A 13,790-nucleotide genomic window follows, 5' to 3' on the forward strand; every position below is an offset into this window, starting at 1 on the left:
CGTCCGCCCCGTGTTACGGCGCGGGCGGCGAAAACTCAATTGGCCGGCGCGTCCTGAAAGGCCTCGCAGGGATCGTCGCGCTCGACGCTCTCGGTCTCTTCCACCAGATCGAACGTGCCCTCCGGCGCGCCCTTGCCGGTCTCGCCCTGCCCCAGCGAGGCCACGGTGACCTCGGGCGCGGCGCGGGCGATCAGCGCCGGCGCGCCCCAGTCGGTGCGGGCATGGCCATTGCCGGTGATCACCACCACCGGCCCGCCATGCATCGACAGCGCCTCGAGCGCGGTTTCCGCCAGCCGCGCATCACGCAGCCGCTGGATCCCCACCATCGTGGGCAGCATCTCGGCGGGCAGTGCGTCGCAATGCGCCGCCATCTGCATCGCCTCGCGGATCTCCTGCTGCTCCGCCGGCAGCGGTTCGTCGAGCCCGTAGAACCCTGCGCTGGGGCCGAACACCGTATCGAGCGGCTCGCCCGAGACCCGCCGCGCCTCCTCGCGCGGCAGCGCCGCGCCAAAGATCGCCGCCTCGCCCGCCGCCTCGAAGATCGGGTAATACATCGCGAAATCCGGCCAGCCGGAGTTTTCCCAGTCGAGCAGCTCCGAGAGCGCCGCCTCGTCTTCCAGATGTTCGGGATGGATCAGCGCCGACTGGTCCGTGGTCAGCATCTCGAAGACCAGCGCCACCGGCTGCAGCTCGGCCACCAGCTCTGCCTGGCGGGCGTGATGGGCCGGGTTGTCATGGGACTCGCCCAGAAACACAACCTGCGCCTCATCGAAAACGCCCCCGTCGGCGAAAGCGGCGGGAGCGGTCAGGGACAGGGCGATCAGCGGGGCGGCAAGCGGAAGGGTTCGCATCATGCGAGGAACTGTTGCACCTCTCCCGACTGGGCTTCAAGCGACTTCCGCATCTTGGCGAAGGCGGCGGCTTCCAATTGCCGCACGCGCTCCTTCGAGAGCCCCAGCTCCTGGCCGAGACTTTCCAGCGTGCGGGTCTCGTCGCGCAGCTTGCGCTCGCGCACGATGAACTGCTCGCGGTCGTTGAGCCCGGTCAGCGCGGTCAACAGCCATTCGCGCAGCTGGGCATTGTCGAGACGGCCCTCGACCAGCGACGAGCTCTGCTCGCCCTCGTCCTCCAGCGTGTCGATCCATTCGCGGCCATCTTCATCGGTGGATTGCGTCGCATTCAGCGAGAAATCCGAGCCCGAAAGCCGGCCCTCCATCATCTGCACATCATGCAGCGGCACGCCGATCTCCTCGGCGATGGCGGCGTGCAGCTTGTGACGCTCCCATTGCCGGCCCTCGGCGGAGGCCTCGCGCTCCAGCCGCGCCTGCACCCGGCGCATATTGAAGAACAGCGATTTCTGCGAAGAGGTCGAGCCGGTGCGCACCATCGACCAGTTGCGCATCACGTAATCCTGAATGCTCGCCTTGATCCACCAGACCGCATAGGTGGAAAACCGCACGCCCCGGTCCGGGTCGAACTTGTCGGCGGCCTTCATCAGGCCGAGGCCGGCCTCCTGAATGAGATCGCCCATCGGCGCTCCGTAGCGCTTGAATTTCGCCGCCATCGAGATGGCCAGCCGCATATAGGCAGTGATCAGCCGGTGCAGCGCCGCCTCGTCGCGGCGGTCGCGCCAGGCATAGGCAAGCTGCAACTCGGTTTCCGCATCCAGAAGCTCGGCCTTCATGGCCTGGCGGGAGATCGTCTGGTCGTTGAAGGACTCGGGTGTCATGCGCGTTCCCCATCGGTTTGGCGGACGGGCGGACCCCGCCTTCTTACACACTACTATGCCGGAGGAACGCACAGCGATCACAATTGGTTTCCCACAGATACGGATTTTTTTCGGAAAAATGCGCGCCCCATCATGACGCCCGGTGATGCGCGGACGCACAAAACGGAATTTCCCCGCCCCGAGAAATCGCGCTAGCAAGTTGAAACCCTTGGCTTTGCGGAGAGTGTCATGGAAGACCGGCTGTTTATCGGAGACTATACCTATTCCAGCTGGTCGCTGCGCGGCTGGCTTCTGCTGGAGCGGTTCGGCCTGCCCTTCTCGGTCAGGCGGATCACCTTTCTCGACGGGCCGGTGGCCGAACAGCTCACAGAGATCGCGCCGGCGCGCACCGTGCCGAGCCTGGTGACCGGCGAGGGCGCGGTGATCTGGGACAGTCTCGCGCTCGCCGAGGAGCTGGCCAGCCGCCACCCCGACGCCGGCCACTGGCCCGCCGACCCGTCTGCACGCGCCATGGCCCGCAGCATGACCGCCGAGATGCATTCCAGCTTTATGGCGCTGCGCGAGCAATGCCCGATGAACCTTCAGGCCGCCTATCAGGGGGTCGAGCCGTCCGAGGGCACGCGTGTCGATCTCGCCCGGATCGAGGCGCTCTGGACGCGGGCGCGCGAGGCCTATGGCAGCGCGGGCCCCTGGCTCTTTGGCGCCTACAGCGCGGCGGATGCGTTCTATGCCCCGGTCGCGGCGCGGATCGCGGGCTATGGCCTGCCCGTGGGCGCGCTTGCCGGCGCCTATGTGGCCGCGCATCTCGCCGATCCGGCCTTTCGTCGCTGGCGCGCCATGGGCATCGCGCTTGGCGAACACCTGCCGTGGTACGACCGCGACCATCCCAGAACAGACTGGCCCGGCCCCGCGCCCCGCATGGCCCATGCCCTCGAGAGCGGCACGCCGGAAAACGAGACCTGCCCCTATTCCGGCACACCTGCCACCCATCTCATGGAAATGGAAGGCCGCGTCTTCGGCTTCTGCAATGCCTTCTGCCGCGACAAGACCGTGGCCGACCCGACCGCCTGGCCGGCCTTCGCAGCGCTGCTGTGATTTGAACGGCGCGGTGGGCAGATTGCCCACCCTACATTTTCCGGTCGCGAGAGCCGCACAAGGGCAACGCACCACCATATGGTGGGCAATCAAACCCACCGTCCCCCCGACCTACCCCACGCCAGGTTAATCTTCCCACCCCGCATTAACCAATCCCTAACCACCCCCACCGCAATCTCGCCGGGAAACGGCAGAGAGGTGAGACGTGGTCGCGCATGCCTATACGGTGGCGTTCGAAGGGGTCGAGGCGCGCCCGGTGGAGGTGCAATGCGCCGTCACCGCCGGGGTGCCGGGCTTTGCCATCGTCGGCCTGCCCGACAAGGCGGTGTCGGAGGCGCGCGAGCGGGTGCGCGCGGCACTCACCACCATGGCCATCGCGATGCCGTCCAAGCGGATCACCGTCAATCTCTCCCCCGCCGACATGCCCAAGGAGGGCTCGCATTTCGATCTGCCCATCGCGCTCGGCCTGCTGGCGGCGCTCGACATCCTGCCGCGCGACGAGATCGCCCAGACCATGGCGCTTGGCGAACTGGCGCTCGATGGCACCCTCGTGCCCGTGCCCGGCGCCCTGCCCGCCGCGATGACCGCCGCCGAGGAGGAGCGCACCCTGCTCTGCCCCCGCGCCTCGGGCGCCGAGGCCGCCTGGGTCGGCAATTGCCGGGTGCTCGGCGCCCAGAGCCTCGTCGAGCTGGTGCGGCACTATACCGGCGACGCCACGATCCCGCCTGCCGAGCCCGGCGAGCTCACCCCGGACCCGGCGCGGCGCGACCTGCGCGACGTGAAGGGGCAGGAGCGCGCCAAGCGGGCGCTGGAAATCGCCGCCGCCGGGCGTCACCACCTGATCCTCGTCGGCACGCCCGGCTCCGGCAAATCCATGCTGGCGGCACGGCTGCCCGGCCTGCTGCCGCCGCTCTCGGCGCAGGAGGCGCTGGAAACCTCGATGATCCATTCGCTGGCCGGGCTGCTGGACGAGGGCGGCATCTCGCGCAGCCGGCCCTTTCGCGAACCGCATCACACCGCTTCCATGGCGGCGATCATCGGCGGCGGGCGCAGCGCCAAGCCGGGCGAGGTCAGCCTCGCGCATAACGGCGTGCTCTTCATGGACGAGTTCCCGGAATTCCCCCGCACCGTGCTCGAAACCCTGCGCCAGCCCATCGAGAGCGGCGAGGTCATGGTGTCGCGCGCCAACGCTCATATCACCTATCCCTGCCGCTTCATGCTGGTCGCCGCCGCCAACCCCTGCAAATGCGGCTATCTCACCGATGCCGGCCGCGCCTGCTCCCGCGCGCCCAATTGCGGCGAGGACTATCTCGGGCGCATCTCCGGCCCGCTGATGGACCGGTTCGACCTGCGCGTCGAGGTGCCGCCGGTGGCCTTCACCGATCTCGACCTGCCCGCCTCGGGCGACGCCTCCGCCACGGTCGCCGCCCGGGTCGGCGCCGCGCGCGACCGGCAGGCGGCGCGCTTTTCCGGGCAGGCGGGGCTGCGCACCAATGCCGATGCCGAGGGCCAGCTGCTGGAAGAAATCGCCGCGCCCGATGCCGAGGGGCGCGACCTGCTGCTGCGCGCCGCCGACCGGTTCGGCCTCTCGGCGCGGGGCTATCACCGCATCCTGCGGGTCGCCCGTACCATCGCCGATCTCGCCGGCGAAGACGCGGTGCGCCGCCCGCATGTGGCCGAGGCGCTGAGCTACCGGCTGGTGGCCGCGAAAGAGTCCTGAAGAAAGCGCGCGCCCTGCCGCAGCGTCTGCCGCGCCTCGGGGATCCAGCCGTCGAAGACCGGCCAGGCATGTGGCGCGTCCGGATGCGGGCAAAGCCCGACGCTTGCGCCTTGCGCCCTCAGGCGCGCGGCCATGCGCCTTGCATCGTCGGCCAGAATTTCGGTTTCGGAATGGTGAATCATCACCGGCGGGCAGCCCGGAAACTCCGCATAGAGCGGCGATAGGCGCGGATCGTCACGCGGCAGCGCGCCCCGCACGAGATCCACCAGCTCGCCGATCCGCGCCACCGGCAGGAACGGGTCGGCTTGCGCGTTGCGTATGAGGCTCTCGCCGGTCATCGTCAGATCGGTCCAGGGCGAGAAGACCAGCGCCGCCGCCGGTGCCTCGCCCTGCCCGCAACACCAGCCGAGCAGCGCCAGCGCCAGCCCGCCGCCGGCGGAATCGCCGGCCAGCGCGATCTGCTCGGGCCGATAGCCCAGCGCCCGGCAGCGGCGCCATGCCGCCACCGCCGCATCGAAGGCCGCTGGAAACGGCGCGTCCTGCGCCAACGGATAGGCCGGGGCACAGACCTCCACCCGCGCCAGTTTCGACAGCCGCGCCATCACCCCTTCATGGGTGTAAGGGCTGCCCGTGATATAACCGCCACCGTGAAAATAGAGGATCACCCTGCGCGGCACGCAAGCGCCGGCGCTGATCCAGTGCAGCCCGCCGGGCCGTTCCAGATGCCGCAGATAAGGTGGGCGGCGCAGGATCAGCGCCGCCGTCCTCGCAAACTCGCGCGCCGCCTCTTCCGGGCCGCGCGTACGCGCCAGCCTCGGCTTGACGGCAAAGCGCAGCAACAGGTTCAGCGCGGCGAGCCGCTGGCTCATCCGCGGCGGGCTTCGACCGCATGCCAGATCTTTTCGGCGACATTGATCCCGTCGAAGCGCTCCAGTTCCTGGATGCCGGTGGGCGAGGTCACGTTGATCTCGGTCAGCCAATCGCCGATCACGTCGATGCCGACGAAAACCTGCCCCTTCTCGCGCAGCACCGGGCCGATCTTCGCGCAGATCTCGCGGTCGCGCTCGGTCATCTCCACCTTTTCGGGCCGCCCGCCCACATGCATGTTCGAACGCACCTCATTGGCCGCCGGCACGCGGTTGATCGCGCCCACCGGCTCGCCATCCACAAGAATGACGCGTTTGTCGCCCTTGGTCACCGCCGGCAGGTATTTCTGCACGATCAGCGGCTCGCGCGAAAAGCCGGTGAAAAGCTCATAGAGCGAGCTGAGATTGCGGTCGTTCTCGTCGAGCCGGAACACCCCGGCGCCGCCATTGCCGTAGAGCGGCTTGAGGATGATATCGCCATGCTTGGCTTTGAAATCGCGGATGGTCTGGAGATCGCGGGCGACGGTCGTGGGCGGCGTCAGCTCGGGGAAATTCAGCACCAGCAGTTTCTCCGGGGAATTGCGCACCCAGAACGGGTCGTTCACCACCAGCGTGCCGGGGGCGAGCCGGTCGAGCAGATGGGTGGTGGTGATGTAATGCATGTCAAAGGGCGGATCCTGACGCAGCCAGACCACGTCAAAGCCCGACAGATCGACCAGCTCCAGCTCTCCAAGCTGCGCGTGATCGCCTTCGACCCGCTGTACCCGCAGCGACCGGCCCCGCGCCATAATGCGGCCCTCCTGATAGGAGAGCTGATCGGGCAGGTAATAAAAGAGCTCATGCCCCCGCGCCTGAGCCTCTTCCGCAAGCCGGAAGGTGCTGTCGGCATTGATGTCGATCGGACCGATCGGGTCCATCTGAAACGCGATTTTCATGGGGTCTCCCGCACTGGCTTTCGCCATACATGGCGCAGAGACCCGCCAAGGGCAATGCCCGCTCAGGCGGTCAGGGCGTTCTCGATCACCCGGATCATGCCCTGCCCGTCCATCAGCGCCACATCGAACCGCATCTCGGTGAGCGAACCCCGGGGCTGGGTGCCGGCGAATTCCTCCGCCGCAGAGAGCAGCCGCGCGATCTGGCGCTGCGAGAGCCGTTCAAGTGCACGGTCAAAGCTGCGGCTCTTCTTGACCTCGACAAAGATCAGCCCCTCGCCATCATGCAGGATCAGGTCGATCTCTCCGCCCTGCCCGCGCCAGCGGCGCCGCGCGACCCGATAGCCGCGGCGCTCGTAATCCTGCGCGATCCGCGCCTCGGCAGAGAGCCCCGCGTGATAGCCAATCGACCCGCGCACCGCCCGTGCCCGCCGGCCATCCTCATGCGGCTGCACCGGCGCCGCAGGCGGTGCCTGAAAATCGAATGCCAGCTGCTGCGCCATCGCTATTCCCCATTCTCCGAGCGCATTTTGGCAAGTGCCATAGCACGCTGATACACCGGGCGCCGCTTGACCCCGTACATGCCCGAAACCGCATCGGCGGCGTCGCGCACCGACATCGTCTTCAGCGCCTCGGTCAGGGACAGGTCTAAATCAGATTCGCTAATTTTCTCCGAATCCCCTTTGCCGATCAGCACCACGATCTCGCCTTTCGTCGCGGTGCCCGCATAAGCCTCGGCCAGCTCCGAGAGCGTACCGCGGCGGCATTCCTCGAAGCGTTTGGTCAGTTCGCGGCACACCGCCGCCGGGCGCTCGCCACCCAGTGCCGTGACCGCATCCGCCAGCATCGCCCCCAGCCGCTTGGGCGATTCGTAAAATGCCAGCGTCGCGGGCACCGCGCGCAGCTCTTCGAGCGCCTTGCGCCGCGCGGCACCGGCATTGGGCAGGAAGCCCCCGAACAGAAACCGGTCGGTGGGCAGCCCCGCGACGGTCAGCGCCGCGACCACCGCCGAGGCGCCGGGCGCCGTGGTGACCGGATGGCCCTCCTCGCGCGCCGCGCGCACCAGATCGAAGCCCGGATCCGAGATCATCGGCGTGCCGGCTTCGGAGGCATAGGCCACCGACCGGCCCTCGGCCAGCGCCTGAAGCAGCCGGGGGCGCATCCTTTCACCATTATGGTCGTGATAGGCAAGGCAGGGCCGGTCGCCCAGCGCCACGCCATGGATTTCCAGCAGACGACGCAGGCTGCGCGTGTCTTCGGCGGCCAGAATCTCGGCATCGCGCAGAATGTCGAGCGCGCGCAATGTGATGTCGCGCGCGTTGCCGATCGGCACCGCCACCATGTAGAGACCCGGCGCCAATCCGCCCCTTTGCCGATTCATCGCTGGACCCGTCTCCCTGCTCGTTTATGATTGCCCGCAAACCGGCGCGTGACACATTCCGCGCCCGACACCGAGGGAGTTTCACCACATGTTCGCCGTTTTGTCCCGCGCCCGCAAGGCGCTCCGCACCGCTGCCATCGTGGCGACCGCCGGCTGGCTCGCCGCCTGCGACGCCTCGATGATCCCCGACATGGGCGGCAGCTCTGCCGGTCGTGGCGGACCGCAGATCGACCCGGGCGCACCGGTCAAGGTCGCGCTGCTGGTGCCGCAGAGCGATTCGGGCGCCGGGATCATCGCGCGCGATCTGGAAAACGCCGCGCGGCTCGCCATCGCCGATCTCGACGGGGTCAGCATCGACCTCGCGGTCTATGACACCGCCGGCTCGCCGGCCACCGCCGCCGCACAGGCACAGCGCGCCGTCGACGAGGGCGCGCGCATCATCCTCGGCCCGCTGCGCGGCGAGGCCGCCGTCGAGGCCAGCAAGGTGGTCGCCGACGAGGGGGTCAACGTGATGGCCTTCTCCAACAACGCCTCGATCGCCGGCGGCAATCTCTTCATCCTCGGGCCGACCTACGAGAACACCGCCAGCCGGCTGCTCGCCTATGGCAAACGCCAGGGCCGCAGCAGCGTCGCGATCCTGCATTCCGACGACGTGCCGGGCCAGGTCGGCAAGGCCGCGATCCAGCAGGCCGCCGCGCAGAACGGCGTGCAGGTGGCCGCCGTGCAGCCCTATCCGCTCAGCATCGAGGGTGTGACCACCGCCGCGCAGGGCATGTCCCGCGTCGCCGCGACCTCCGGCGCCGATTCCGTCTTCATCACCACCGATGCCACCAATGCCGCGATGCCGCTGCTGCTTCAGGTGATGCCCGAGAACGGGCTGAACCCGGCGCAGACCCAGTATATCGGCCTCACCCGCTGGGACGTGAAGCCCGAGCTCTTCTCCTATCCCGGTGCCCAGGGTGCGTGGTTCGCCCTGCCGAACCAGGCGATGCAGCGCAATTTCTCGTCGCGCTACAGCACCGCCTACGGCGCAACGCCTCACCCGCTCGCCGGGCTCGCCTTCGACGGCATTGCCGCCATCGGTGCGCTGGTCGAACAGGGCCGTCGCGACGCGCTGACGGGCAAGGCCCTGACGCAATCGGCTGGTTTCCAGGGCACGGGCGGTGTATTCCGCCTGAAACCCGACGGCACGAACGAGCGCGGCCTGGCCGTCGCCACCGTGCAAAACAACCAGATGGTGATCCTTGACCCTGCCCCCTCAAGCTTCTCCGGCGCAGGCTTCTGAGCGACCGACGCAAGGCACGATGCCGGACGACCTGATCGCACCGGCATCGGAGATTTTCGACGTTCCCGCCCTGCGCGCGGCCCTGTTCGAGGCCACCGCAGTGGCGGAGTCCGAAACCCAGGTGCGCGCCGCCGCGGTGCGCATCCTGACCGAGGCCAGCGCCAAGGGCCGCGAGGTCATCGCCCGCGCCTTCGCCGCGCAGCCCCGCGCCGCCTTTCCCACCACCGAGGCTTATGCCTGGCTCACCGACTGCGTGGTGCGGCTGGTCTTCGAGCTGGTGACCGAACGCCTGCACAAGCTCAACAACCCGACCGAGGGCGAACGGCTGACCGTGATGGCCGTCGGCGGCTACGGGCGCGGCGAGATGGCGCCGTTTTCCGATGTCGACCTGCTGTTCCTGACGCCGTGGAAGATCACCCCCTGGGCCGAGAGCGTCATCGAGTCGATGCTCTACATCTTCTGGGATCTGAAGCTGAAGGTCGGCCATTCCTCGCGCACGGTGAAGGATTGCCTGCGGCTCGGCGGCGAGGACTACACGATCCGCACCGCGATGCTGGAAACCCGCTTTATCATCGGCCACGAGCCGCTGGCGCGCGAGCTGGAAAGCCGGCTGTGGTCCGATCTCTTCAAGGGCTCCGAACGCGCCTTCGTCGCCGCCAAGCTCGAAGAGCGCGACCAGCGCCACCGCAAGCAGGGGCTGCGCTATGTGGTCGAGCCCAATGTGAAGGAGGGCAAGGGCGGTCTGCGCGACCTGCAATCGCTCTACTGGATCACGAAGTATATCCACCAGACCGAGGATGCCGAGGAGCTGGTGCGCCTCGGCGTGTTCCGCCGGGAGGAATACAGCACCTTCATGCGCGCCGAGGAGTTCCTCTGGGCGGTGCGCTGCCATCTGCATCTGGCCGCCGGCCGCGCGGTGGAGCAACTCACCTTCGACATGCAGGTCGAGGTGGCCGAGCGCATGGGCTATGCCGACAAGGGCGGCCGGCGCGCGGTGGAATGGTTCATGCAGGATTACTTCCTGCACGCCACGGCGGTGGGCGACCTGACGCGCATCTTCCTGACCTCGCTGGAAGCCGAGCACCAGAAGGACGCGCCGCTGATCATGCGCATGTTCAAGCGCAGCCCGCAGGTCAAGGAGGGCTACGAGATCGTGCATAACCGGCTCTCCATCGTTGATGACGAGAGCTTTCTGGCCGACAAGCTGAACCTCCTGCGCTTCTTCGAAGAAGGGCTGCGCTCCGGCCTGCTGCTGCATCCGGACGGGATGCGGCTGATCAAGGCCAATCTGAAGCTCATCGACGAGGACATGCGCAACAACAAGGAAGCGCGGCGCATCTTCCTCGACCTGCTGCTCAAGCACGGCAATCCCGAGCGCTCACTGCGGCGGATGAACGAGCTCGGCGTGCTGGGCGCCTTCATCCCGGAATTCCAGACCATCGTGGCGATGATGCAGTTCAACATGTATCACAGCTACACGGTGGACGAGCACACCATCCAGTGCATCCGCAACCTGTCGGAGATCGAACAGGGCGAGCTGGTCGAGGAGCTGCCCGTCGCGTCGACGATCCTCAAGGAGGGCGTCAACCGCAAGGTGCTCTACGTGGCGCTGCTGCTGCACGATATCGGCAAGGGCCGGCAGGAGGATCACGCGGTGCTGGGCGCCCGCATCGCCCGCAAGGTGGCGCCGCGCCTGGGGCTGACCAAGGCGGAATGCGCCACGGTGGAATGGCTGGTGCGCTATCACCTGCTGATGTCCGACATGGCACAGAAACGCGACATCGCCGATCCGCGCACCGTGCGCGATTTCGCCAAGGCGGTGCAGAGCGTCGAACGGCTCGACCTGCTCACCGTGCTGACGGTCTGCGACATTCGTGGCGTCGGGCCGGGCGTCTGGAACAACTGGAAGGCCGCTTTACTGCGGGCGCTCTACCGCCAGACGCGGCGGGCCCTGGAAGACGGCATGGAAGCGCTCAACCGCGAGAATCGCGGCGCCGAGGCCAAGAAGGCCCTGCGCGAGGCGCTCTCGGACTGGGATGCCAAGGATCTGCGCGCCGAGACGGGGCGGCATTACGATCCCTACTGGCAGGGCCTGCATGTCACCGCGCAGGTGGTCTTTGCCGAGCTGCTGCGCGACATCCAGGATGACGAGATCAAGATCGACATCCATCCAGACGAGGACCGCGACGCCACGCGCGTCTGTTTCGCGCTGGCCGATCATCCCGGCATCTTCTCGCGCCTCGCCGGCGCGCTGTCGCTGGTCGGCGCAAATGTGGTCGATGCCCGCACCTTCACCTCCAAGGACGGCTACGCCACCGCCGCCTTCTGGATCCAGGATGCGGACGGCTCGCCCTATGAGAACGCCCGCATCCCGCGCCTGCGCGAGATGATCGGCAAGACGCTGCGCGGCGAGATCCAGCCGCGCGAGGCGATCTTCTCGCGCCAGAAGCTCAAGAAGCGCGAGCGCGCCTTCACCGTGCCGACCTCCATCGCCTTCGACAACGAGGGATCGGAGATCTACACGATCATCGAGGTCGACACCCGCGACCGCCCCGGCCTGCTCTACGACCTGACGCGCACCCTGGCCGAGAGCAATGTCTACATCGCCTCGGCGGTCATCGCGACCTATGGCGAGCAGGTGGTGGACACGTTCTATGTGAAGGACATGTTCGGGCTGAAATTCTACACGCCGTCCAAGCAGAAAACGCTTGAGAAGCGCCTGCGGGCGGCGATTGCCGAGGGGACAGCTCGGGCAACACAGGGGTGATCCGCTGAGCTCACCCAACCACACCGCAAGGCGCGCACCCGATCATCCCCGGGCGCCGCGACAGGGCCGGCACGGCTTGTCAGGAAAGCTTCGGGCAACGCCCGAAGCTTTCCATTGCCAGGCAGGTGATGTCCTTCAGGCCAGCAGGTCGTAATCTGTCTCGCCGATCTGCAAGGTCAGTTCGGTCAGCGCCGCGCCATCGACCAGCGCCCAGAGGATCTGCCCGGTCGGCACATAGCTGACGAAGAGTTCGTCCACTGCGGCGTCCCCGGCTCCGGCGGTGTTGGCCTGCTGAACGATGAAATCCGCCGCATCTACCCCAAAGGCCGTGACGAGGGCATCTTCCTCCTCAAAGCCCCGGATCCAGTCTGTTCCGTGACCCGCCACACCGGCATGGAAAATGCTGTCGGCGCCACCGTCCTCCAGCAGCTCGATACGGTCATAACCATAGCCACCATTGATGAAGTCCATTCCGTCGCCGTCATAGAGCACATCCGCAAGTCCGCCGCCCGACAGCACGTCGTCGCCCGAGCCGCCTTGCAGGGAATCGGCGCCATCGCCGCCAAGGATGGTGTCATTGCCATCCCTGCCGATGACGAAATCGTTCCCGGCGCCGGTCTCGATATAGTTGTCCCCCGATCCGCCATCGACGGTATCGGAGCCATCGGCCTCGCTGCCCCAGGTCACGATCACATCGGAGCCGCCGCCGCCAAACACCCGGTCGTTTCCGTCTCCGGAGCGGAGCGTGTCGTTTCCGTCGAAGCTCCGGAGCGTATCGTGCCCCACCCCGGTCTCGAAGGTATCTCCGGCATCGCCGCCGGTGATCGCGATCCGGGCCCAGTGATCGGTCAGCGAAAAGCTGTTGGGACCGAGCAGGGACGCTCCGGCATAGCGGACTTCAAGTGTATAAGAGATGATTTCGCCGGTGCTCAGATCGTAATCCGGCGCAACGCTTTCGAGCCGCCCGGTCAGATCGAGCGTGCCGGGCGTGGTGATGGTCAGCCCCTCGATCATTTGCAGCGTCTCGAACCCGTCGAGCCCTGCCCGTGTAAAGATCCCGCCGCCTTCAAGCACCTCGAAGCCGTCGATCACCGTGCGCGAGTGGTCCTGAAGGCTCCAATTGCGGCTGGGATTGCCGGCGCCCGCATTGTAGGACACAGCCCCCACAAACACGTCTGTACCGTCACCGCCCGAAACCACGCTATACGGTCGCAATCTCGTGAAGCCATTATCCCCCATCGGGATAATGCGGTCATCGCCGCCGCCGCCGTCGATCGTGTCGCCCTGCATGCCGGTGAGCGTGTCTTCCCCATTTCCTCCCAGCATCTCGATGTAGTGGGCGTCGAATGCGACATCATGCTCCATCCACCAGCGCCCGGTCGAACCGGTCGCATCCCATGTCATATGGACGAAGGGAAAGGTTGCCGGGTCACTGCCGTGGGCAAGGTAGTGGGCAGTGATACGACCGACCGCATTGTTATTCTCGCCCAACGTGATGTCGCCCAGATAGGCGGTGCCGCCGCCTCTTATCCTGATCTCCCCGTAATATCCAAAACCGGTGATCTGCGTGATGCCGTCGAGCTGCTCGGGGCGTATACGAAAGACGCTGCCATTCAAGTCGACCCGCTCGAACCCATCGATAATGGCCTGGTCGTATCCATATGTCACACCGACGCTCTGTTGCAGGATCAGGCGGTCGAACCCATCGCCGCCATAGAGCGCAGAGCCGTTCCCCACCGTGTGCACAAGAATAACCCGGTCATCGCCCGCGCCAGCTTCCACCGTATCCTGCCCGACACCGGGATTGAGAAAGTCGCTTCCCCCCAAACCCTGAAGCAGGTCAGCGCCAGAAAGTCCGCTGATTGTGTCGTCTGCGTCAGTACCGATGAGCGCCGGATTGTCCACGCCATCGTCGTTTCCAACTGTACCGATGATATCGACCATGTTCCCACTCCTTTAGAGATCGCGCCTTGCATGCAAAACATCGCCGTTCCGCAAGCGCATCAAAATTATAG

The 13,790-nt window shown here is 66.8% G+C and carries 11 protein-coding genes; 4 read left to right on the forward strand and 7 right to left on the reverse strand.

The window, feature by feature from the left end; translation table 11 throughout:
• Window positions 1-35: 35 nt before the first annotated feature.
• Both Ga0080574_RS08110 and Ga0080574_RS08115 read right to left on the reverse strand, forming a co-directional pair.
• Complete coding sequence (locus Ga0080574_RS08110; protein ID WP_076696858.1) at window positions 36-854, reverse strand: ChaN family lipoprotein; 819 nt, start codon at window positions 852-854, stop codon at window positions 36-38.
• Complete coding sequence (locus Ga0080574_RS08115) at window positions 851-1,729, reverse strand: RNA polymerase factor sigma-32 (protein ID WP_076696860.1); 879 nt, start codon at window positions 1,727-1,729, stop codon at window positions 851-853. The genes Ga0080574_RS08110 and Ga0080574_RS08115 overlap by 4 nt, the downstream gene beginning before the upstream one ends.
• Before the next feature lie 228 nt (window positions 1,730-1,957).
• Between Ga0080574_RS08115 and Ga0080574_RS08120 the strand changes: the two genes are divergently transcribed.
• Entirely contained in the window at window positions 1,958-2,824 is an 867-nt protein-coding gene (locus Ga0080574_RS08120; protein WP_076696862.1) for a glutathione S-transferase family protein, read from the forward strand.
• Window positions 2,825-3,029: 205 nt separating this feature from the next.
• Window positions 3,030-4,544, forward strand: coding sequence for a YifB family Mg chelatase-like AAA ATPase (locus Ga0080574_RS08125; protein WP_076696864.1), 1,515 nt, complete (start codon window positions 3,030-3,032; stop codon window positions 4,542-4,544).
• On the opposite strand, the gene Ga0080574_RS08130 is transcribed toward Ga0080574_RS08125, so the two are convergent.
• The 4 genes from Ga0080574_RS08130 to rsmI form a co-directional block, all read right to left on the reverse strand.
• The gene (locus Ga0080574_RS08130) at window positions 4,514-5,413 is read right to left on the reverse strand and encodes an alpha/beta hydrolase fold domain-containing protein (protein WP_076696866.1); all 900 of its coding nucleotides are present in this window, start codon (window positions 5,411-5,413) and stop codon (window positions 4,514-4,516) included. The two genes, Ga0080574_RS08125 and Ga0080574_RS08130, sit on opposite strands and share 31 nt — an antisense overlap.
• Window positions 5,410-6,345, reverse strand: a complete 936-nt coding sequence (gshB, locus tag Ga0080574_RS08135; protein WP_076696868.1) for a glutathione synthase — start codon at window positions 6,343-6,345, stop codon at window positions 5,410-5,412. Before gshB ends, Ga0080574_RS08130 begins: the two co-directional genes overlap by 4 nt.
• Before the next feature lie 62 nt (window positions 6,346-6,407).
• Window positions 6,408-6,845, reverse strand: a complete 438-nt coding sequence (locus Ga0080574_RS08140; protein WP_083716791.1) for a YraN family protein — start codon at window positions 6,843-6,845, stop codon at window positions 6,408-6,410.
• A gap of 2 nt (window positions 6,846-6,847) precedes the next feature.
• Window positions 6,848-7,723, reverse strand: coding sequence for a 16S rRNA (cytidine(1402)-2'-O)-methyltransferase (rsmI, locus tag Ga0080574_RS08145; protein ID WP_076696870.1), 876 nt, complete (start codon window positions 7,721-7,723; stop codon window positions 6,848-6,850).
• 88 nt (window positions 7,724-7,811) lie between these two features.
• Here rsmI and Ga0080574_RS08150 point away from each other — a divergent pair, with 88 nt between their 5' ends.
• Entirely contained in the window at window positions 7,812-9,008 is a 1,197-nt protein-coding gene (locus Ga0080574_RS08150) for a penicillin-binding protein activator (RefSeq protein ID WP_076696872.1), read from the forward strand.
• 19 nt (window positions 9,009-9,027) lie between these two features.
• A complete protein-coding gene (locus Ga0080574_RS08155; protein ID WP_198039785.1) occupies window positions 9,028-11,775 on the forward strand; it encodes a [protein-PII] uridylyltransferase in 2,748 nt (915 codons plus the stop codon).
• Between the two features lie 135 nt (window positions 11,776-11,910).
• On the opposite strand, the gene Ga0080574_RS08160 is transcribed toward Ga0080574_RS08155, so the two are convergent.
• A complete protein-coding gene (locus tag Ga0080574_RS08160) occupies window positions 11,911-13,719 on the reverse strand; it encodes a calcium-binding protein (RefSeq protein ID WP_076696876.1) in 1,809 nt (602 codons plus the stop codon).
• Window positions 13,720-13,790: the final 71 nt, after the last annotated feature.

This window comes from Salipiger abyssi (genome assembly GCF_001975705.1).
Lineage (GTDB): Bacteria > Pseudomonadota > Alphaproteobacteria > Rhodobacterales > Rhodobacteraceae > Salipiger > Salipiger abyssi.